The sequence below is a fragment of the Secundilactobacillus hailunensis genome, assembly GCF_005405185.1.
GTDB classification, from domain to species: domain Bacteria; phylum Bacillota; class Bacilli; order Lactobacillales; family Lactobacillaceae; genus Secundilactobacillus; species Secundilactobacillus hailunensis.
The window spans coordinates 1-23,063 of record NZ_BJDO01000040.1; the positions used below are offsets into that span (position 1 = coordinate 1).

General features: G+C 46.0%; 11 protein-coding genes. 6 read left to right on the forward strand and 5 right to left on the reverse strand.

What is annotated here, in order from left to right; genetic code table 11:
- Positions 1-159: 159 nt before the first annotated feature.
- Both FFM73_RS09600 and FFM73_RS09605 read right to left on the reverse strand, forming a co-directional pair.
- Positions 160-591 carry a MarR family winged helix-turn-helix transcriptional regulator gene (locus tag FFM73_RS09600; protein WP_137631537.1) on the reverse strand — a complete coding sequence of 144 codons (432 nt, stop codon included), beginning with the start codon at positions 589-591 and terminating at the stop codon, positions 160-162.
- A gap of 89 nt (positions 592-680) precedes the next feature.
- On the reverse strand, positions 681-1,280 hold the full coding sequence (locus tag FFM73_RS09605; RefSeq protein WP_137631538.1) for a TetR/AcrR family transcriptional regulator: 600 nt from the start codon (positions 1,278-1,280) through the stop codon (positions 681-683).
- 176 nt (positions 1,281-1,456) lie between these two features.
- Between FFM73_RS09605 and FFM73_RS09610 the strand changes: the two genes are divergently transcribed.
- Positions 1,457-2,347 carry an SDR family oxidoreductase gene (locus FFM73_RS09610; protein ID WP_137631539.1) on the forward strand — a complete coding sequence of 297 codons (891 nt, stop codon included), beginning with the start codon at positions 1,457-1,459 and terminating at the stop codon, positions 2,345-2,347.
- An 18-nt stretch (positions 2,348-2,365) separates the two neighbouring features.
- A complete protein-coding gene (locus FFM73_RS09615) occupies positions 2,366-3,118 on the forward strand; it encodes an SDR family NAD(P)-dependent oxidoreductase (protein ID WP_137631540.1) in 753 nt (250 codons plus the stop codon).
- A 264-nt stretch (positions 3,119-3,382) separates the two neighbouring features.
- Here FFM73_RS09615 and FFM73_RS09620 read toward each other — a convergent pair whose 3' ends face one another.
- Positions 3,383-4,357: a LacI family DNA-binding transcriptional regulator gene (locus FFM73_RS09620; protein ID WP_137631541.1), complete on the reverse strand. Its 975-nt coding sequence runs from the start codon at positions 4,355-4,357 to the stop codon at positions 3,383-3,385.
- A 219-nt stretch (positions 4,358-4,576) separates the two neighbouring features.
- On the opposite strand from FFM73_RS09620, the gene FFM73_RS09625 reads away from it, so the two are divergent.
- Both FFM73_RS09625 and FFM73_RS09630 read left to right on the forward strand, forming a co-directional pair.
- Complete coding sequence (locus tag FFM73_RS09625) at positions 4,577-6,262, forward strand: alpha-glucosidase (protein WP_137631542.1); 1,686 nt, start codon at positions 4,577-4,579, stop codon at positions 6,260-6,262.
- Positions 6,263-6,274: 12 nt separating this feature from the next.
- Entirely contained in the window at positions 6,275-7,651 is a 1,377-nt protein-coding gene (locus FFM73_RS09630) for an SLC45 family MFS transporter (protein ID WP_137631543.1), read from the forward strand.
- A 120-nt stretch (positions 7,652-7,771) separates the two neighbouring features.
- On the opposite strand, the gene FFM73_RS09635 is transcribed toward FFM73_RS09630, so the two are convergent.
- On the reverse strand, positions 7,772-8,947 hold the full coding sequence (locus tag FFM73_RS09635) for a TcaA second domain-containing protein (protein ID WP_137631544.1): 1,176 nt from the start codon (positions 8,945-8,947) through the stop codon (positions 7,772-7,774).
- A 5-nt stretch (positions 8,948-8,952) separates the two neighbouring features.
- On the reverse strand, positions 8,953-9,948 hold the full coding sequence (locus tag FFM73_RS09640) for an alpha/beta hydrolase (protein ID WP_137631545.1): 996 nt from the start codon (positions 9,946-9,948) through the stop codon (positions 8,953-8,955).
- A gap of 656 nt (positions 9,949-10,604) precedes the next feature.
- Between FFM73_RS09640 and FFM73_RS09645 the strand changes: the two genes are divergently transcribed.
- Together FFM73_RS09645 and FFM73_RS09650 are read left to right on the forward strand one after the other, a co-directional pair.
- Positions 10,605-22,298, forward strand: coding sequence for an MBG domain-containing protein (locus FFM73_RS09645; protein WP_171001269.1), 11,694 nt, complete (start codon positions 10,605-10,607; stop codon positions 22,296-22,298).
- Between the two features lie 392 nt (positions 22,299-22,690).
- Positions 22,691-22,972, forward strand: a complete 282-nt coding sequence (locus FFM73_RS09650; protein WP_137631547.1) for a KxYKxGKxW signal peptide domain-containing protein — start codon at positions 22,691-22,693, stop codon at positions 22,970-22,972.
- Positions 22,973-23,063: the final 91 nt, after the last annotated feature.

Genomic DNA, 23,063 nt, shown 5'->3' on the forward strand with positions numbered 1-23,063 from the left:
AAGTATAACGCCTGGGAGACTAGGTGTCCTTTTTTTGCAAAAAAACAGGCCTAAGTTTCTCAGTGTTGAACTTAATCAACACTAAAAAGCTTAGACCCGAAAAAATCTGCTCAAAAAAATCATTCCAACTGAGGAATGATTTTTTTGTGTTTCAAGTAGTTATTTTCCGGTCAGGCTATTACAGATCTTATCCGCAATCTTGACGAAAGCCGCTTGTTCCTCATCCGTCAGGCCCTTAATGGAACGTTCTTCCGCGGTATCGCAAATGTGTTCGACCTTCTTCGCTAGGGTCAAGCCGGCTGGTGTGAGCTGAACCAGCGTCATCCGTTTGTCCTGCTGTGATTTAGTAGTCTCGGCCAACCCGGCATTGACCAGCCGCCGGACCGATTTGGCCACCGTGGAATGATCCACCTGCATGGTCTCCGCCAAGGCATTCTGCGCCTGCTGGCCATTGTGCGCTAGGACGATCAGGATCGTGTCTTGACCAGGGTACAGGCCCAGTGCGCGGATATCCTTAGCAATCAGCGTTTCATGGGCCGACACGACGCGTAAGGCTGCTGCACCAACTGGATAGTCATTAAATATAAGCATTTTCTACTTTCCTCCGTTATTTATGTTGCCGACCACTAGTGTATCAAAAGACTGATAGTATTTCAATAATACGTTCCTTTTTGGAGAGATTAATGTTGAATGACCCATTGATCGATCAATAGATCCACCTGTTTGGTATCGTTGATATCGGAATCAGCACCGCTAAAGGTTAGGACGATACTTTGCAGTGCGGGGGCCAGAAATAATTTAGCACCGGTTTCCGGGTCGAAGTCGATTAAGTCGTGCTGCTGCTGGCGGTAGGCGAAGAATTCCGCTAGTTTGGCGGTCATGCCGCTATATTCATCGTTGGTGATGTCCTTTAGCGCCGGGTAGAGTTCATCTTGAAAATAAATGTCAGCTTGCCAGAGGTAGAGGTTGGGTACGAACATCTCCACAAAGGCCTGATTGATCGTCTGCAGGGCTTCGACGATGGGGACTTGTTTCAGCGTGTCGAATTTGTCACCCAGTGCTTTGAATTCTGGGGTAACGTCCAGTTTCATCAATGTCTGAATCAGGTTGACCTTACCGTCTGGAAAATAGTGGTAGAAGGTCGTTCGAGTCTTATTGGCGTTTTTAGTAATGTCGTTGACAGTGGTGGCCGCGTAGCCCTTAGTCTTAAACAGGGTGCGGGCACTGTTGATCAGTGCTTCCTTGGTGGCGTCATAATAGGCTTGCCGTTTACTAGCCATGAGTATTCAGCGTCCTTTCGTATTGAGTTATTGCTATTAACTATAGCACGTTTAGGGTGATTTTTCCGGTTCGTTGACGTAGTGTTGACAAACAATTGTGAAAGAATTATTATGGATTTAATTTAAAACGCTTTTTTATTTTAAATGCTTAATCTTAAAACAAAGGATCTGATGAGATGCTATTAGTAACGTGTGCCAATGGTCAGGTGGGTCATCGTATCGTGCCGTACTTGATCGACAAGGGTCAGGATGTCCGCGTCATGGATCTGAACCCGAAAGTTGAAGATTACAAAAAGATCGGTGCTAAAGAAGCCATTGTGGGTAACGGAACGGATGAAAAAGTTCTGGATAAAGCCATGGACGGCATCGATGCTGTGATCTACATTCCACCGCTGTTTACTTATCAAGAAGCTAAAATGGGCAAGATGGCCATTGATGCAGCCATTAAAGCCGGTGTTAAACAGTTCATTGATATTTCCGTGCTGTTCCCTGGTCTGGATAATAACCTGCAACACCGCATGAAGACCAAGGTTGAACGCTACTTGATGTACCGTGGTTGGGAGAGTCACATGTTATGGACAGTATTACAGCCCGGGGGTTACTACCATAATTTATACGTCAAGCCGTTCTATGATAAGGGTGAACTACCAAGCTACTCACCGCTAGATCAGGTCATTTCAATGGTCGACGCTCGTGATGAAGCCGATGTGGCGTTGAAAGCATTAGCTGATCCGGAAGGTTACGATAAAGGCGTCTTCACGCTGGCTGCTGAGAAGTACTCGATTCGCCAAGTGGCTGCTTTAATGAGTGACGTTACTGGTAAAGAGATTAAGCCGGTCTTTGTTCCTAAGGATAAGTTGAAGGACTACTGGCCGGATTACTTCTTAGGTTCAGACAGTTACGCTGAAGAAGCCTTCTGGCACGTTTACGATAGCAACACGCGCTGGGACTGGGACGGTAACTCTAAAGAGATCAACTGGTTATTGGATGGCAAGGTCCGTACACTGCGGTCATACTTTGAAGAAGAAGCTGCTAAAGCCGGAATTCCGGTTCACAAGAAGAACTAAATTCGAAAGGGAGTAATTATGATGGCGCAAAAAATTGTCACGTTAATTACTGGTGCTGAAAAGGGACTTGGCTTACTGACGGCAAAGGCTTTAAGCAAAAAAGGCCAAGCCATCGTGATCGGTGCCTTAGACGAAGACGCCGCTAAGCAAGCCGTTGCCGAGATCACCGCTGATGGTGGTGAAGCCAGCTACGTTAAGCTGGATGTCACCAACCATGACCAAGTTACGGCAGCTGGTAAATACGTTGCAGACAAGTATGGTTATTTGACCACCTTGATCAACAACGCCGGAATCGTTACTGATGGGCGCCATACACCAGTCGATGTGCCGATGGCTGACTTACGTAAAGAGTTTGATGTTAACTTCTTTGGTTCAATGGATGTGAGCCAGACCATGGTGCCGTTGTTGAAGCAGGCTGAAAATGCCCAAATCATTAACCTATCTTCCAACATGGGCTCGTTAGGTCTAGCAACTGACCCGAGCTTCCCATTTTATAACTTCTACTCAGTAGGTTACGGTGCTTCTAAGGCGGCCGTTAACTTTGAGACGGTCTGCTTCAGCAAGGCGCTCAAAGATGATGGTATTGCCGTGAACTCAGTTAACCCTGGATTCTCGGACACGGCCTTTGGTGGACGCAATACCAACGACCCTAAGCCGGCTGGGATGCAGACGGCGGATGAAGGCGCTGCTCAGATCATTAAGATGGCCAGTCGCAGTCCCCAGACGGATACCGCGACGTTTACGGAGAATGCCGGGATGTTGCCTTGGTAATGTTTTTGAACAACTAATATAAACTTAGGCCTTACTTTAACCACTAATTTAGTAGCTGAAGTAAGGTCTATTAGTTTGAAAATGTTTAGTTTATTAATTAAGTAGTTAAAATTTATGTGGCATGTTTTTCTAGAGGAAGTATAGCCTCAGGCATCATATGCACATACTTTCGTGTGTTTTCAAATACATTCCGAATATATTGACAAAAAAGAAAAGTCTGTTATTAACCATTGTGTTACTGCCTAATAAGCACATAACATTCTATTAAACTGACTGTCGTTCCATTATCTGATAAGGTACCATAATGTTTTTAGTAGTACTATGCGCCATGATTTTCTCCACTGCCATGCGGCCCATCTCTGAGAAGGGCTGTTTGACGGTGGTGAGCGCTGGTGTCACAATTTTAGCTACGTGGGAATCATCAAACCCCAGGACAGCGAGTTCGGCAGGAACCTTAATGTTATGTTCATAAGCGTAAGACAACACACCGGCTGCTGCATCGTCACTGGCAGCGAAGATAGCATCGGGTCGATGATCACCTGTTAGTAATTTTTCGGCTGCTTTTAGACCCGCTTCAAACGAGAAGTCACCTTCCACAATATTCGATGACGCCAGTGGTAGACCAGCATCCTGTATGGCATTTTGATAACCGGTAATCCGTTTAGACCCCGTTTGTGGGTCATTACGATCAACGGCGACTAGTGCAGTCTTTTGATAACCATGGTCAATGAGAAAACTGGTGCCATCATAGGCTGCCCGTACATCATCAATCGTAACCGAGGTATGGTGCGGAACGGTCACGTTTAATGAGATTAGGGGGAGCTTGGTGAAGTTCAAGTAGTCTAAGCTATCATCATCAAACTGAACGGCCACTGAAATAATCCCATTGACTTTTTGACCAGCCATGAGATCGAGGCAAAACCGCAACCGCTTTGGATTATTGAGGCCACAATGGGCAAGTAGAATTCGCACGCCATTGGTATAGGCGGTATCTTCCACGCTATCAATGATTGGTGCAGCAAAGCTAGTTTTAGAATCAGTAATGATCACACCGATTAAATTAGATGTTTTCGCTACTAAATTTGAGGCAGCTTCGTTTTTTTGATAGTGCAGCGACTTCGCAATCGCCTCAATCTTCGCCTTGGTTTTATCGTTATAGCCACCAGTGTTGTTTAACACCCGCGATACCGTTGAAGGTGTCACGCCAGCTTGTTTTGCAATGTCTTTGATTGTTGCCATGATTGCCTCCGTTTTAGATTATAAATAAATTATATCAGACATTGACATTAAAACAAAAGTCACTATAATGGTTAATGTAAACGGTTGCATAAACAATTGCTATTTATTTTTGAACTGAACTCAAACGTTTGAGCTATATTATCGGTAGCTGAGGTTACCGATTAATATTTAGCGTTTTACTCAAACGTTTGAGTAAAAATAACATAGGAGGAACATCAGATGACACAGGCAAAACAGTATTGGTGGCAAAATGCCGTTGTCTATCAGATCTATCCACGTAGCTTTCAGGATAGTAATAATGATGGTATTGGTGATATTAAGGGGATTATTTCCCGATTGGACTACATTAAGAAGTTAGGCGCAGATATTATTTGGTTAAACCCGATGTATAAATCACCGAATGTGGATAATGGGTATGACATCAGCGATTACCGTGCGATTCATCCAGACTTTGGGTCATTGGATGACTTTAAGGAACTACTTGCCCAAGCCCACAAATTGGGGCTTAAAATCATGATGGATCTAGTCGTTAACCACTCATCAGATGAGAACAAGTGGTTTGAAGAAAGCCGCAAAGGACCGGAGAACCCATACCGGGATTACTATATCTGGCGTGATCCAGTTGATGGTCACGAACCAACTAACTGGGGTTCTTACTTCTCTGGATCAGCCTGGAAGTTTGATGAAACTTCTGACCAGTATTATTTACACCTATTCGCCACGAAGCAGCCTGATTTGAATTGGGAGAATCCTAAATTACGTCACTCGGTTTACGATATTATGAACTGGTGGGCAGACATGGGAATCGATGGCTTTCGGATGGATGTCATTAACCTGATTTCAAAGCCTGCTGAATATAAAGATGGCAAGCTAGCTGATGGCGAGCGGTACGCTGACGTGGAACCAATCGTTGCCAATGGTCACCGGGAAAATGAATTCTTACAAGAGATGCATCAAAACGTCATGGCTAAACATGATTTAGTCACGGTTGGTGAAGCACCAGGCTCATCAGTTAAGGATGCTGAAAAGTACGCTAACCTTGATGAAACTGAATTAAACATGGTCTTCCAATTTGAACACGTGTCACTCGATGGTAATCCCAAGGCTGCTTTCGGTAAGTGGGATGATCGCCACGTCACGTTAAATGAAGTCCGTACTAGTCTTAGCAAATGGCAGACTAATTTAGGTGGCAAAGCCTGGAACTCACTTTACTGGAATAACCATGATCAGCCGCGAGCAGTGTCACGTTTTGGTAACGATGGTCCGAAGTACCGGGTAAAATCCGCTAAAATGCTGGCAACCTTATTGCACTTCTTGCAGGGGACACCATACGTTTACGAAGGTGAAGAAATTGGGATGACCAACGCGCACTTTAAGCAGTTGGCTGATTACCAAGATCTAGAAACCCATAACATTTATAAGCAGTTAGTCACCGATGATAAATTGATTGATTCAGCAACCATGATGAAGTACATTGAATTCCATTCTCGGGATAATGCCAGAACACCGATGCAGTGGGATGACAGCGAAAATGCCGGGTTCAGTAATCATCAACCATGGCTAAAAGTGAATCAAAATTATTCAGAAATCAACGTGAAGCAGGCACTGGCTGATCCAGATTCAGTCTTTTACTACTATCAAAAACTGATCAAATTACGCCATGAACTGCCAGTAATCACGGATGGTAAGTACGAACTGTTACCTGGTAACGACCAAGACAAAGACGTTTACGTTTATATTAGAAAGAACGCCGACACAACGCTGTTTGTGATCGTGAACTTTACTGAAAAACAGCTAACTCGCAAGTATGACTTACCTGACAAAAAGCACTTATTAATTTCGAACTATGATGATGATTTAACTGCTCAATTACGACCATATGAAGCAAAAGTTTATCAATTTTAGGGGATAATGATGATGAAAGAAGCACAAATTGACAATACCAAGGTTAAGCTAGATGCCAAACCCGTTAAAAAGTCGGGCCTGCCATCTCTACCAATTAGTACACTGTTTGCCATGACGTTTGGGTTCTTCGGCGTCAACATGGCGTTTTCACTTCAAAGCTCACAAATGGGGCGGATCTTCCAAACCATTGGTGCCAATCCAACCAAATTAGGATTCTTCTTCATTTTGCCACCGCTGATGGGAATGATTGTTCAACCCTTAGTGGGGAAGTATTCTGATTTGACCTGGAACCGGTTTGGTCGGCGGATGCCTTACCTGTTATTCGGGGCACCCATTGCAGCATTAGTTTTGGTTTTACTACCTAATGCTGGTTCCTTTGGATTCGGTTACGCGTCACTAGCTGCACTATGGTTTGGCGCCATTGCCGTGTTGTTCATGGATCTGTCATCTAACGTCTGCATGCAGCCGTTCAAGATGATTATCGGTGACATGGTCAACGAAGATCAAAAGGATTTTGCCTGGTCATGGCAACAAATCTTCTCCAACATGGGTGCTATTTTAGCTACTTTATTACCATTTATCATGACAATTGTTGGGGTTTCAAACGTGGCTAAGAAGGGTTCATTGCCACATTCAGTGATCTGGACTTTCTACATTGGTGCCGCTGTTTTACTCATTACGAGTATCTTCACCATCGCTAAGGTTCACGAATACAGTCCTAAAGACTATGCGCGTTACCACGGTGTTAAAGAATCAGATAACGAAGAAAATGTTGGCTTCATTCAATTGTTAAAAGAAGCACCAAAAGCCTTTTGGGAAATTTCACTGGTTCAAATGTTTTGCTGGTTTGCCTTTCAATACCTCTGGACTTACGGTACCGGCGCCGTAGCTGCCAATGTTTGGCACGTTTCGGATCCTTCCACTGCCGGCTATCAAGCTGCCGGTAACTGGTTCGGTGTCCTATCGGCTGTTCAAGCGATTGCTGCCGTTATCTGGGGCATGGTCTTATCGAAGACAAAACCAAGTCAACGCAAGATGATGTACCGACTCGGCTTGATCCTTGGTGGCCTGGGCTTCGCTTCCGTCTTCTTGATTCATGTTAAGTTATTATTGGTCGTCTCATTCTGCTTTATCGGTATTGGCTGGATCACGATGAACTCAGTACCATTTGCACTGTTAACGACTGCTCTTGGTGGCAAACATGAAGGTGCTTACTTAGGGCTGTTTAACTGCAGTATCTGTTTACCACAGATCATTGCTTCAGTTGCCAGCTTCGCCATCTTCCCACTGATTGGTAAGTCAATGCCTGGTATGATCTTACTTGCTGGTGTGGTATTTGCTGCTGGTGCCTTGTTTGTTGGCCGGATTAATGAGACTGATAAATTATAAATAACGAATTATTTATAAAATTGTATTAATCGTCAAAAAATAGTTCTGATAGTAACCGAGCGCATCAATTAACTATCAGAACTATTTTTTGTTGGTCATTAATTCATTATTGAAATTAGATTATTCCTTAAACTTCCCAGAACTTTCATCCAGCTGACTGGAAATATCATGGATCTGGTCATAACGGTAAGTGCTGTCATAACTGTGATCATCCTTGTTGTAGGCTTTCACCTGCAGCACGTCTTTGTGCGGCCAGCTCACGATGTAGGTGTAGTCATCGTAATCAAAGCCGTATTGATCCGCGATGGCATCGATACCGGCTTGCTCATCGCCGTGATACTCTTCTTCAAAGTGGCCGTAGTTGCTGTCACTAGGCGTTGAGTCATCGGAATTATTAGAATCGTTTGAACTGCTATTATCATTATTATCGTTGGTATCCGCAGCCTGATTAGTGGAACCAGAACTATCGGTCGAGTCTGGTGTAGAGAGATCGACCTTAATGTTCTTCGACTGGGTCGAAACCAGATTCTTGGTAACTGATCGGCTCGTTGCATCCGTTTGGGGAACGAACGATTTGAAATTATAGCGACCAGGGAACAGTGGACCAGCCTTATAGGAATAATGATCATTGTTGGCAGTAGCGACATCCAGGCCATTGATGCTGATTGGTGCTTGGTCCAAGTTGGTCTGAACAGTCGGGTACATGGCAACGACTTCCAGCTTATAGTCTGGGAAGACTAGGAGGTGGTGACCCTTAGTAACTAATTTGAATGTGCCGTCACTGGTTTGATTATTGGCCATTAGGCTGGTCTTCATATCTGCCAAATAACCCTTGTCGGAATTTAAGTAGCTCATGAAGGGCTTGATGGACTTGGCGTTGATATCCAGGTTGGGATCCGTGGTCGTCATGTAGTTAACCGTGGCAGCTGTATCGTTGTCGTGCATGGCGGTGACCATATCATCCACCTGTTTGGACTTACTGTACTTGCCAGCACCATAGAAGTAGGTTCCAGCGAGGATCAAGATAACAATTACGATCAGGCTGATCCAGATGGCCTTTTTATGGGACCGTTTTTTACGCCGTTTGTTGCGCTTAGGTGCTGGCGCGGTCATAGCTGGCTTCGGCTCAGTCGGCGTTGGTTCTGGTTTCGCTGGTTGAGGTTCCGGTCGCGAGTCGGACTGATCAGCAGCCGCCTCGTTGGTACTCGTTGCTGCTGGTTTTAGTCGATAGCCGCAGTTTTGACAAAAAACATCGTCGGGGCTGACTTTCGCTCCGCAATTTGGACACGTTGACATATGACTCACCTCTGAGATTTAAATTGATTGAAGACGTAACGATAAGCATTGGGCAGCGCTCGGTTCCAGTACGGCCAGTTATGGTTGCCGAAATGGTCGACCTGATAAGTTGGCTTGAGCTGGTGCTGCTGTAATTGTTTGACGAACAAATTGACGTCGGCAATGGGGACGGTGGTATCCAGCGCGGTGGTTTCGATGTAGAAATGAGCCGGCGCTTTTTCCTGCTGCAAATAGTTATTGAGGTAGCGACTAGGCTGAGCTTGTTCGAAGGTCTGCTGGCTAAAGGCACCGTTGACCTTGAAAGCGTCGATCTGGTTATTCGTCTGCACGGTCGGTGGGACGCGTTGCCAAATGGCGGGTGAAATCAGCGCAGCCACCGAAAAGAGGTGCGGGTGGCGGAACGTTAACCGCGCGGCGCCGTATCCGCCCATGGAGATGCCGCCGATAGCCCGTTTAGATTGGCCTGCTAATTGATAGGTTTTGGTCGTTTGCGGGATCAAGTCATCGATCATGGCGTTTTCCATCTTCTCCTTAGTGGTATTTAAGTAGAAGGAATTGCCACCGTCTGGAAAGATGGCGACCACAGGTAAGTGCTTTTGGGCGACGAGTTGGTCTAAGTAGGTCTTGGAATGGGCCTGCGCGGTGAGATTAGTTTCGTCGCCGTACAAGCCGTGAAGCATATAGATCACTGGAAAATGAGTACCCTGGGCCTTTAGGCGCTGGTAGTTATGCGGTAAATACACCCGGTAGCGCCAGTTACGGTGCAGCTGCGGACTATAGAGCACTCTTGAAGCGACCCGACTTGGTGTCGGTGGCAGGTTGACCTGGGTTTTAGCCGAAGATTGACTAGTTGTTTTAACTGGTTTTTTATTCGGTTGCCGCTTGGTGCTAGACTGAGCAGTCTGTTTGGCTGGCGGATTCAGCGAATGCACCAGTCCGCCAGCAATTACCCCAATAATTGCGATGGCGACGATCACGACTCCCCAGAGGTTTTTCTTCATGATGATTCCCCCCTTATAAGGCTGTAAATAAAAACCTGATACTAAGATAATATTACGAGAATACTAAGCGCGTGACAAGTCTAGCACCGGTTAAAGAAGGTGAACGGCTGTTCAGCAAGTTGATGGTAACGCTTTCTTTATGGGGAGCTATACGACCATATTAATAGTAGCAAGAAATTTTTTATTGGACGGTTAGTTATTCAAAATTAAGGTCAGATAGTTACAAAAATATTCTTTTAAAAGTTTTAAAAAGAATATAATAATTTGAACAAATTTTAAAGACTGTACCACAGGCGATGGTAACGATATCATTACCAACCCTTTAAATACGATGAGTACAGCAGTTGCCGTTTTGTACAAAACTGGACGTGCAATTCTAAATATAAGTGTTATGATGATTCAACAATAAGTATTACTTATTAATTGAAAGTAATTGTCAGCGTTAGTTAAAAAATAACCCATGACCGTTAAATCAATCAATCGGCCGTGAGTTATGTTTTTTTGACTTTTTTATCTAACGGTTTATTTAACTTAGTATCATGACGTAAAAGAACAGATAAACGTTGTTATTACAGGTTCGATGTGTGATGAAATTCATCGCAGCTAGGAATTGTGATTGCCAACTTTTATTGGGTCAGCGAACGGAGGCACGAGATATGACAAAACGACAAAAAATGTTGTTAAATCAAGCAGAAACGCAACACAAAGAACATTATAAGATGTATAAGAGTGGCGCTGCCTGGGCATTTACTTGCATTACTTTACTGTCAGGAATTATCTGGGCTGCGCCAACTGTCTCGGCAAAAGCCGACACAACGACAACACCAACAAATAAAGTTATAGGATCAGCTGGCGTCAATAGTGGCACTCAGACTGCTACTACTAATAGTGCTGCGCAAAGTAGCGCAACTACGACAGCAACCAGCAATGCTGCAACATCAGCAGCCACACAGAATACAGCCAGTCAGAGTGCTACAACTCAAAATGCAGCATCTCCCAGCACGACATCTCAAGCTAAGCCAGCAACGGATGTAGCTGTTAAGACTGCAACACCTGCTAGTTCTACTAATAATGTAGCAAACAGTACTAACGTCAACACTAATAATGTAACCAAAAATACCACTGCAGCTGCTACTAACAATGTAGCAAACGCTGCAACTACTCACGCGGTTACTGCTAACAGCAATACTGCTGTAACCCCTAGTGCGCAGGTACCAGTGGCTAACACTGCAGCAACTCCCACTAATAACCAGATCACCACGGCTAATTTAAATGGGTCCAACCCTGCTAATATGCAGGCTGATGGGACTATTTCCAAAGACGATAAGACGAATACGCAAGTCAACACGGTTGATGGGGTCGATGCGAACTTTAAGGCGATGCAGATCGTTAAAAACGCGGATGGTTCAACGACACCGAAAGACGTGACTTCTTCCATTAATAATGGTGGGGTTACCTTAACGCCAGCTAAGACCTCTACTGTAGCAGGGACTTTAGTTTATAAAAACCAGATTGACACCACACAAGCATTCACTTTTAATGCTACTTTGACCTCTCAAGCTGCAAGTCATGGTGGCGGTATCGGGTTCATTTTACAACCCGTTGATCCGCAAAAAGCCGGTATTGGCGATGGGAGTGATCCATCCGCTGATATTGGTATTTATGGTCAACCTAATACGACCTTTATTGGCCGAGATGGGTATCCTGATACAACAAGTACACCTGACAGAGCCGATACTCAATGGAATCAATTAACCGTTCGTCAAACGGATGCGGCCGGTCATTTAACCACGACTTCGCCGACCTGGGCTTCAGCTCAAAAGTCAAACGTTCCACTGACAGAATACGTTACTTTAGCTTGGCAACCAACAACGACCAATAGTGATAATACCGTAACAGGGACGCTGACCTATACGACCTATAGCGATGCTGCTCGGACAATGAAATTTCAATCGGTTGCGACTACTGCCAACACGGCCACTAAAGCTAGCGGTCTGCCAGCTGTAACATTGAACAAGTCCGTTTCAATTGCAGCGTTTGCCGCGGTTGGACAACTTGATGTCGCTAATAAGAACGACAGCGATCAGCGTTCAGTTTCAATCATCGATCCAAGTGGCAAGGGTAATACTAATAGTGGTGGGTTCTCTGCTAAAGTGAACACCATGCCAGTTAAGTTTGCTTACATTGAAAATGATGATGGCAAACAAACGGCCATTCACAGTCAAGATGTCACTAATGTCAACGTTGGGGATACCATTAATATCGGTAAAACTACTGATTTAACGACCAACACTTTTGCACCACGGGTGATCGACGGTTATCAATTCGTTAAAGCCGTGACCAGCCAAGGCGGGAACTCATTATCAGTGAACAACAGTGTGTTAAATGCACTAACGCAAAATGATCAAGCAAACACGATCAACATTTATTATACGAATCAAGTGAACTACACAATTCAGCCAGTGGACGCTCAGGGGAACGCTATCGTCGGTCTGGCACCGCAACAGGTTAAGTCACAGATTGGCTCACAAGTTGCGGCACCAGCTCAAGACGGTTATCTCGCTGCTACCATTACGGCACCGACCACTGACGGCACAATTGTGAAGGCCGTTTACACGGCTAATAAAGGCAGTGTACAAGTGAGCTATGCGGGGTTACCAGCTAATATCACACCAACTGCAGTTACTGCAAATGGTACCGTTGGCGGCACTTATCAGGTGTCAACACCCGTGATCGCGGGTTACACCGCGGATCTAGCTGCCGTTGAAGGGACTTACGTTCAAGGCGCAACGCCATTAACGGTTCATTACACAGCCAGCAACAACAGTTACCAAGTCATCCCAGTTGATGGTACTGGTAAGGCGATTGCTACGTTGCCTACGACGACTGAAACTAGTAAAACGGATACCAACATCGCTGCACCAACTTACGCTGGTTACACGCTGGCGGATAAGACCATGCCAACGACGCAAGCCGGTGTTAATAGCTACCAGTTGCATTACACGGCTAACTCATATCAGGTCAGTGTAAACTATACTGGTCTACCAGCTAATTTGACGCAGACTCAAGCGACGTCAACGGGGACTACGGGGCAGGTCTATCAGGTCAGTTCACCAGTCATCGCTGGTTACACGCCTGATCAAGCTTCAGTAATGGGGACTTATGGCCCAGTAACTGCAGCGGACGGCACTTTCACGGTTCACTACACCGCTGATACCAAGGTCTACAAGGTTCAGGCAGTGGATGGCAACGGCAACCCGATCGCAACTTTGGCATCACAGCAATATGATGGCAAAACGGGCGATACCATCGATTATCCAACTTACGCTGGTTACACCGTTTCAAAGAATGACGAAACCGTGCCAGCTGAAGCCCACCCAAAACCAACGATCAACGTTAAATACGTACCAAATGCGTCACGGTTAACGGTCCAATATGCCGGTTTACCAACCGGTATCACACCAGCTACGCAAACGCAGAGTGGTGTGACGGATGGTGCCTATCAAGTAACGGCACCGACTATTGCTGGCTACACCCCAGATAGCACCGTTTTAACTGGGACTTACAGCAACACCGGTAATTTGACTAAAACCATTACCTATACGGCTAACGACAACAGTTACACGATTACGCCAGTTGACGAGAACGGCAAGGTCATTGCTGGTTTGAGTCTGACTAGTGGTACCACGAAGACCGATGCCGCGATTACTGCACCAGACTACAGTGCGGATGGCTATTTACAAGATCCTAGCCAGTCTCAACTGATTACCAAAGCCGGCGTAACGAACTACCAAGTGCACTACACGACTAACGCTCAAACTATCACGGTGAACTATACGGGTCTGTCAACGGCGCCAGCAGCACAGACGCAGATCGTTAAAATCGGCAATGATTACAGTCTGGTATCACCGACCATCACGGGTTATACCCCTGATCAAGCGATCATTACCGGAACTTATCAGAACAAGGGCCAGATTAATTTTACGGTCAACTACGCGCCAATCAACGTGACGGTTACAGTTCAGCATACCGGCTTGGATTCAACTACAGCTGGGACTGACACACCGCAAACGGTGACTGGCAAATACGGAACTACTTTTAGCGTAAATGCAGCTGATATTGCTGGTTACACACCAGATCAAAAGACGATTACGGGAACCTTTTCAGCGGATAACGCGGCTAATATGTATGCTATCAAGTACACTGGTAAACCAGCGACAGTGACGGTCAACTTTAAGGGTGCCGATTCACAGACACCGCAATCAATGACCCTGACTGGGGTGGTCGGTGGGACTTACTCACTGACACCACAGGGTTTGACCGATTACACACCAGATCAAGCTAAGGTTAGCGGCATGTTTACAGCCGCTAACGCAAACGATTCAAAAACCAATCAACCAGTGACGGTCAACTATGTCCTGAACAACTCATTGCGGACTTATACGATCGTGCCAGTTGATGTTAATAACAACCAGATTACTGGGGTAACAGGACTCGCTTCAGTCACAGCTCATGCCAAGGCTGGCACAACAGTTGACACACCTGATTACACTAATTTGGGCTACGTGGCTGCGCAGCCAGATGTTACGGTTGCCGATACAGCTACTCAGACCTTTAAAGTACTGTATCAACGTCAGGTGGCTTACGCAATGCAGGCGGTGGATGCTAATGATCAGCCGATCAGTAGCCGACCAATCATCAACGCTACAGGCATCGTTGGCTCAACCATCACCCCAACCGTAATTGAAGGTTACAACGCGGTCAGCAAGACGTACACGGTACCACAAACGGCAACGACAAATGCTAACCCACTACAAATTCAATATGTACCAAAGGACGTTACCGTAACGGTCGTCCCAGTTGACGGCAACGGTAACGTGATTGCTAATTTGGCACCGAGGACCATTACCCAAGCTGGCGGTACGCAATTAGATGAAGCAACACTGACGCAGACTGGCTACCAAGTTAAAGCGCACAACACAATTGCGGTGCCAATCAGTGATACTGGCATTTCAACCACGATGGCTTACCTGAAGGAAGTTACTCTGGGATTAAGTGGCAGTGACGCTGAGACCTATTCAGGTGGCACTCAAAACGTTAAACCAGCACAGTATAGTGTGACGTTGCCAGATGGCAGCAGTTATGCATTGAACGCTAGTGACGTCGAACTGACTTCTGGTGCAGCATCGGTCCAAAATGCCGGCACGTATCAGGTCCAGTTAACGGCTAGTGGTAAGGCGGCGATTACCGCAGCGTTAGCCCAAAACTACGTGGTTTCATTTGACGATGCGCAGACCGGTTCACTGGTCGTTGCACCTAAGGCTTTGACTGCTGCAGCAGCGAATACCGCACTGGTACCGGCAAACGCAACGAATGCTACCCAAAACCCGCAGCTGGCAACTTCAATCGTGGTTCAAGGCAGCACCAAGACTTACGACAACAACGCCGCAACGGATACACCAACCTTTAACGTGTTAGCACCAAGTCAATACACTGACTTTACGGTACCGACTGATTTAACTGCTAGTGACTTTAACACAACCGCTATTTCACAAAATGCCGGTAGCTATCAAGTGACCTTAAACGCGAGTGGTTTAAGCAAATTACAAGCCGCTAACACTAACTACTCATTTGATATGAGTGACGTGCAAAATGGTTTGTTTGTCATCAACCCACGGGCGATTACGATTACGGCGCCAACTTACACTAAGACTTATGATGGTACAGCTGGTGCTGCTAATGTTCAGGCTGACACGCAGGTTACTGGATTAACTGATGTTAAGCTGACCGACGCTAACCAACCAATATTTACCACTACTTCAATTAATGGTGATATCAACGCTGGCAGTTACGCTTTGACGGTGACGCCCGACAAAACGGTACCTGCTAATCAAAACTACGTGATCAGCACGGTGGCTGGTCAATTAACGATCAACAAAGCCACGTTAACAACGGCTGCAGCTAACACGACTGACGCACCAGTTAACGCAGACGACCCAGCTAACAATCCACAACAGGACCAGTTCATCGTGATCCAAGGCAACACCAAGGTTTACGACGGTCAAACTAACACTGATCCAGCCATGTTTACGGTCTTAGCGCCAAGCAAGGCAGCTCATTTTGTTGTGCCAACCTTAACGGCAGATGATTTTGACATGACCGGTATCACCGGCCAAAACGTGGGCAACTACGCGGTTAAATTATCCGCTACTGGTTTAGCAGCACTGCAACAAGCCAATGCTAATTACCAGATCACAGCAGCTAACGTGCAGACCGGTTTATTCGTCATTGCACCTAATGCGGTTAGTCAGGTCAGCGTTAATGGGACTCAAAAGACCTATGATGGCCAATCAGCCAGCTATTCAGTTAACTTATCGAATGGCTTGACTGCACCGACCTGGAACGCGGCGGACTTTACGGTTACCGCAAATGGTACTCAAGAGACTAGTAGTGCTGTGAACGCCGGTAACTATACGGTGACATTAAGCGCGCAGGGGCTTCATGACCTGCAAGCTGTTAACCAAAACTATCAATTAACTAACAATAATCTTCAGACTGGTACCTTTACTATCGACAAGGCACCAGTAACGATCACGGCTCCACAAGGCTTGACTAAAGTCTACGATGGCAAGGGCTACGCGGTGGCTGATGCGGCCACGGTAACTGGTCAACCAGCAAATGGTGATGCTGTGAAATATCAGTTATCATCACTGACGGATGCGGTTAATGCGGGTTCATATGCATTAAACGTCATTGGGACGGATGATAACCCGAACTACGCGGTCACCGTTGTGCCGGGGACGTTTACAGTGACTAAGAATGATCAGGCTGCTGTAACACTTGGTACAGCTACGAAAGTTTACGATAACAATGCGACAACTACGCCTGCAGTTTACGGTGTAACGCTGCCAGCAGGGGTTATCGCACCAACATGGACGGCTGCTGACTTTGAATTATCATCAAACAGTCAAGACGTTGGCACCTATGCCGTACAGCTTAGCGCACAGGGGCTTCAAGACCTTAACGACGCTAACGGCAACTACAGCTTTAAAGCTACCAACGTGCACGCTGGCAGTTTCAGTATTACTCCAGCTGCCATTACGGTTACGGCACCAACTCTCACTAAAGTCTACGATGGCACTGCTTACAGCGGTGACTATCAGGCTCAAGTAACGGGTGTACCAGCTGACGCGACTGCACCAAAATTTGACCTGACTGATCTGAGTCAGGCTGTTAACGCCAAGACTTATGAATTAAATGCAACTTTAAAGAACCTGAACAAGAACTACACAATCACCTATAATCCTGGTCAATTAACGATCAGCCAAGCACCAATTACGATTGCGGCACCAACCTTGACCAAGGCTTACGATGGTAAAGGCTATGCGGGCAACGGTAACGTGGCAACTGTTTCTGGTCTGCCAACTGCTGCTAAAGCGGATGCGCTGCACTATTCAATGACTGATCTGAGTCAAATGAGTGATGTTAAGGCTGGCGGTTACGGGATCGATATCGCATTGGGCGACAACCCGAACTACGCAATCACCACTAAAGCCGGAACATTAACGATTACGCCAATGACTGACGCCGCGGTTAACATTGCGGGTGCTTCCAAGACCTACGATGGCGCTGCTGCGAACTATTCAGTAACGCTTCCAGATGGGGTGAAGGCCCCAGCTGCAGGCTGGACGGCAGCGGACTTTAATTTGACAGCCCCAACCAATGCCGGAACTTACACGGTTACGTTGAGTGCTACCGGTATCGCTGACCTTCAAGCAGTTAACAGTAATTACCAATTTACTGGTGACAACGTGCAAGCTGGCAACTTTACCATTGCGCAGGCACCAGCAACCGCTACGGTGGCGAGTGCTACGAAGGTTTACGATAACAACAGCGCAACGAATCCTAAAGAATACACCGTGCATTTGACCACGGGTGACTTAGTATTACCGAGTGCGGACTTTAACGTCGCAACGGCAACTAACGGGCAAAACGTTGGCAGCTACGCGGTCACGTTAAACGCTGATGGGTTGGCTGCCATTCAAGCAGCACAGCCTAACTACAGTCTGGCATCAGCTAATGTAACAGCTGGTAGTTTAGACGTTACTCCAGCTAACGTTACTTTAACGGCACCAACTAATGCGACGAAGGTTTATGATGGCAAAGCATTTTCAACTAACCCGACAGCACTCGTGACCGTTTCCGATGTACCGGCTAACGGGACACCAGTGAAGTTTGCGGTCAATGATCTGAGCCAAGCACTGAATGTTGGCAAGTATGACATGACGATTACCCCAACGGACAATCCGAACTACACGTTTACTATCAATGATGGTAGCTTTACGATCACACCGCAAACAGCAACAGCCAGTGCGGTTCAAGTTGCTAACGCGCAAAAGACCTACGACGGGAATGCAACCACTGATCCTCAGACGTATGGATTGACCGCTAACAGTCAGTATGCCGGATTAGTCATTCCAGCAACGCTGACTGCTGACGATTTCAATACCGATGGCGTTACGAGCCAGAACGTTGGTAGCTATGCGGTAACATTGAAACAATCCGGAATTGATAAAATCAACGCTGCTAATGTCAACTATGTCCTCGATACCAACAGCATTACTGGCGGTCAATTGACCATTAACAAGCGGGCAGTGACCATTACAGCCAAGGATGCTGAGAAGACTTTCGATGGCAAACAGTACAGTGACCCAGTGGGCGTAACGCCAACGAATACAGTTGATACGGGTGCCAAACTGGTCTACACGGTCAACGTGCCAACTGGTGTAAATGCTGCAACGACACCAATTACCGTTACGGCTAATGCGGCTGATAATCCTAATTATGAGATTACGACTGCTAACGGGAAATTAACGATTACCCCAGAACAGCTGACTGCCAACGCAGTAACCTTCAGCAACAGCAGTAAGGTCTACAACGGCAATGCTGCCACTGATCTGGCAACGTACACGCTGCAGGGACCAGCTGATGACAATAACTTCACGGTACCAACGGACTGGACAGCTGCTGATTTTGATAACAGCGGCATTACCAGTCAAAACGTGGGCAACTATCAGGTGCAGTTGAGCCAAGCCGGTTTAGCTAAATTACAGCAGGCTAACCGTAATTACATCTTTGATATGAGCAGCGTTCAAGCTGGTTCATTTGCAATCACGAAGGCGCCGTTGACGGTGACATTACCAACATTGACGAAGACTTACGATGGTCAAGCCTACTCAGGCAAGGACAATCAAGCCGTTGTTGATGGGGTGCCAGCAGGCGTAGCGCAACCAACCTTTGAATTATCTGACATTAGTCAGCAGGTCAATGTTGGTACGCTACCAATCATGGCAAAAATTACGTCGGCGGATGCGGGTAACTACACGGTGACCTACACTAACGCCGGTCAGTTAACGATCACTAAACGCGATGTAACAATCAGTGGTGTCAACGTGGCTAAGACCTACGACGGTACGGCATATACCGATGACTTAACACCGACAATTACGAATGCAGTTGCAGGTGACGAGCCAGTTTATACCATGACCTCAGTTGCTAACGATTTAAATGCGGGTGCCTATGATTTAATGATCACAGCCAACGCAGCCGAGAATCCAAATTACAACGCGAGTGTCTCTAACGGGAAATTAACGATTAACAAAGCACCAATTACTATTACGGCACCAACTTTGACCAAGACCTATGATGGCAGTGGCTATGCAGTTTCAGATAGTGCAGCCACCGTCACTGGCAAACCGGCCAATGGTACTGATGTGAAGTATCATTTATCATCACTGGCCGATGCCGTTAACGCAGGTCCTTATGCGTTAAACGTGATTGGGACTGATGATAACCCGAACTACACGGTGAGCGTTGTGCCAAGTACTTTCACGGTCACTAAGAATACCCAAGTAACCGTGACCCTTGGAACAGCTACTAAAGTGTACGATGGTAATGCTACAACTACGCCTAAGCTATACACTGTGACGTTGCCAGCAGGAGTTGTCGCACCAAAATGGACAGCTGATGATTTTGAATTATCATCAGCCAGCCAAAACGTTGGCTCATATGATGTTCAGTTGAGCGCTCAAGGGATTCAAGACCTGAATACGGCTAACAAGAATTACAGCTTTACAGCAGCTAACGCTAAGGCTGGGAGCTTCAGCATTACCCCAGCATCGCTTGAAGCCGGCAGCATTGCGGTTCAAGATCAGGCGAAGATTTACGATGGGACAGCAGCTACGGATTCAACGCAGTATGCAGTGACCTTGAGTAATCAATTAACGGCACCAAAATGGACGGCTGATGATTTTGATTTGAGTGGTATTAACAGTCAAAACGTTGGCAGTTATGCAGTGACGTTGAGTGCTAAGGGAATTGCTGACTTACAAGCGGCTAATACTAACTACAAGGTATCCGCTACCGATGTTACTGGTGGCCACCAAGTTATTAGCCAAGCACCGATTACCATTACGGCGCCAACGTTGACCAAAACTTACGATGGCAGCGGCTATACGGTTTCAGATAGTGCAGCCACCGTTATCGGTAAACCAGCCAATGGCGCTGACGTGCAGTATCATTTATCATCACTGGCTGATGTCGCTAACGCAGGTTCTTATGCGTTAAACGTAATTGGTGCTGACGATAACCCGAACTACGAGGTTACGACCAAAGCTGGGTCATTAACGATTACCCAAGCACCGCTTGAAGCCGGCAGCATTGCGGTTCAAGATCAAGCGAAGACTTACGATGGGACAGCTACTACGGATCCAACGCAGTATGCAGTTACTCTGAGTAACCAATTAACGATGCCAAAATGGACGGCTGATGACTTTGATCTGAGTGGTATTTCCAGTCAAAACGCTGGCAGTTATGCAGTGACGTTGAGTGCTAAGGGAATTGCTGACTTACAAGCGGCTAATGCTAATTACAAGGTATCCGCTACCGATGTTACTGGTGGTTTCCAAGTCATTAACAAAGCACCGATTACTATTACGGCACCAAGTTTGACCAAGACTTATGACGGCAAGGCTTATTCAGGTAATGATGATGTAGCAACAGTTGCCGGTTTCCCAACTGATGGCACTGCATTGAACTACTCGCTAACTGATCTCAGTCAGGCTGTTAACGTAAAAGATGGCGGTTATACGGTTGCTGTAGTGCTTGGTGATAATCCAAACTACGATGTGACGACAACGGCTGGTAGTCTGACGATCAATCCAATGAAACCGCAGTTTAGATTCTTCGTCGATGCGGTTTACCAGACGTATAATGGCAATGCTACCGACAACTCAACGGTTTATCCGGTTAGAGTAGAAGGTGGCGAGCTGACGCAGCCACAATGGACAGCAAGTGATTTTGTCAGAACGGGCACCTCTAACAACGTTGGTTCGTATGAAGTGACGTTAAGTGATGCTGGCTGGCAGAAATTACAAGCTGCTAACCCGAACTTTGTGGTAACGCCTAGTGCCGATAACGTGGTACCAGGTAACTTGGTCATTCAGCCAGCAACGCTAAAGCAGGCTGATTTAGGTAGTATCACTGTTAGTGATCAAACTAAGGTCTATGACGGTGATGCCACCACTGATCCAAAGGGTTACGCGGTTGACTTGTCAGCTGGATTAACGACTCCAAGCTGGACTGGTACTGATTTTACCCGACAGGATACTAATGAAGATGCTGGCTCATACGCTGTCTCACTGAGTCAAGCTGGGCTTGATAAATTGCAACAGTCAAACCCTAACTTTACGATCACGTCAGCTGGTATCACTGCTGGGCATTTAACGATCACCCCAGCAGCCGTAACGATCACCGCCCCAAGCGGCATCTCAAAGACTGCTGACGGTCAGCCATACACTGGTAACGCCAAAGCAACATTGACCGGCGTGCCAGCAAAGGGGACCCCAGTTAATTATCAACTGAACTACGGCACAAACGGTAACGTGGGCGTTCATCCAGTGTTAGTAGCATTTGATGCAGCGCTGAATCACAACTACACAATCACCACGGTACCGGGCAGCTACACTATTGTGGCCCGACCAGCTGTTCAAACAGTGACAACGAATCCGGTTAAGCCGCAGTTGACTGCTCAGGTGAAGTTGACGCCAATCGCAGCAATCGTCTATTTGAGTCAGCACGTTCGCGTTCTCACTTCGCAAATGCTACACACGATTATGAACTTTGGCTTTATTAATCAAGCTAAATTAAACGGTCCGTCAAAGAAAACAGCCAAGAAAGTAACTAAGGAAACGGCTAAAAAATCGGCTAAGAAAACAACTAAGAAGACGACCCAGAAACACCATAAGCAAAAGACGCGTTTAACTGTAAAAAAACATCAACATAAAGCGTAAATAACTCAAAAAGCACATCTGCCATATCATGGTAGATGTGCTTTTTTGATACCATTATTGCTGAAATACTTATAGGTATTAACTATTTTAGATAAACTAATTACTTTTAGGGGGTAAACTAGGTTTTAAAATAAATTATTAGTGCTATGCTTAATTAGAAATAAAGTTGTATTAACAATTAAATACATATAGTCAGCCTTAGCTGTCAGAATTAACTCATGACCATTAAGAAACAAAGTGGCCATGGGTTATTTTCGACAGGTGTAAGAGGCCTTTGGACTACGATGAGATAGTTTAATAAACAAGGAAACGTTATTTTTACAAACTTCGACAAATTATTTGAATAAATGTGTAAACGATGGCTTTGATTAAGTCAATAAACGGAGGTATGTATGACTAAACGACAAAGGATGTTGCTAAACAAAGCAGCAACAGACCGTAAAGAGCATTACAAAATGTATAAAAGTGGCGGTACCTGGGCATTTGCCTGTATCGTACTGATGACGGGGATTATGTGGTCGGCACCGCTTGTTCACGCTCAGGCGGCTGCAGCCGATCCTGTGCAGTCAACTCTTGATACAAACCTGCAGAGTTCTGGTTACAATTCTGGAACTGATCAGGAGAACAGTAGCAATGTGGGAACGACGAATACTGGTCATAGTAATAACGCGTAGTGCTAGTTTCGTAATATAGCTCAGGCAGTTCACTAATCTATTCTAAGCCCACTTTTTCCTTGAATTAAATTGCTATGAACCTTGATGACAT

Bases quoted from the DNA above. Each gene is read 5' to 3' on its own strand.
- FFM73_RS09650 (WP_137631547.1), top strand. From the start codon at position 22,691: ATGACTAAACGACAAAGGATGTTGCTAAACAAAGCAGCAACAGACCGT.
- FFM73_RS09600 (WP_137631537.1), bottom strand. From the start codon at position 591: ATGCTTATATTTAATGACTATCCAGTTGGTGCAGCAGCCTTACGCGTC.
- FFM73_RS09630 (WP_137631543.1), top strand. From the start codon at position 6,275: ATGAAAGAAGCACAAATTGACAATACCAAGGTTAAGCTAGATGCCAAA.
- FFM73_RS09625 (WP_137631542.1), top strand. From the start codon at position 4,577: ATGACACAGGCAAAACAGTATTGGTGGCAAAATGCCGTTGTCTATCAG.
- FFM73_RS09645 (WP_171001269.1), top strand. From the start codon at position 10,605: ATGACAAAACGACAAAAAATGTTGTTAAATCAAGCAGAAACGCAACAC.
- FFM73_RS09615 (WP_137631540.1), top strand. From the start codon at position 2,366: ATGATGGCGCAAAAAATTGTCACGTTAATTACTGGTGCTGAAAAGGGA.
- FFM73_RS09610 (WP_137631539.1), top strand. From the start codon at position 1,457: ATGCTATTAGTAACGTGTGCCAATGGTCAGGTGGGTCATCGTATCGTG.
- FFM73_RS09605 (WP_137631538.1), bottom strand. From the start codon at position 1,280: ATGGCTAGTAAACGGCAAGCCTATTATGACGCCACCAAGGAAGCACTG.
- FFM73_RS09620 (WP_137631541.1), bottom strand. From the start codon at position 4,357: ATGGCAACAATCAAAGACATTGCAAAACAAGCTGGCGTGACACCTTCA.
- FFM73_RS09635 (WP_137631544.1), bottom strand. From the start codon at position 8,947: ATGTCAACGTGTCCAAATTGCGGAGCGAAAGTCAGCCCCGACGATGTT.
- FFM73_RS09640 (WP_137631545.1), bottom strand. From the start codon at position 9,948: ATGAAGAAAAACCTCTGGGGAGTCGTGATCGTCGCCATCGCAATTATT.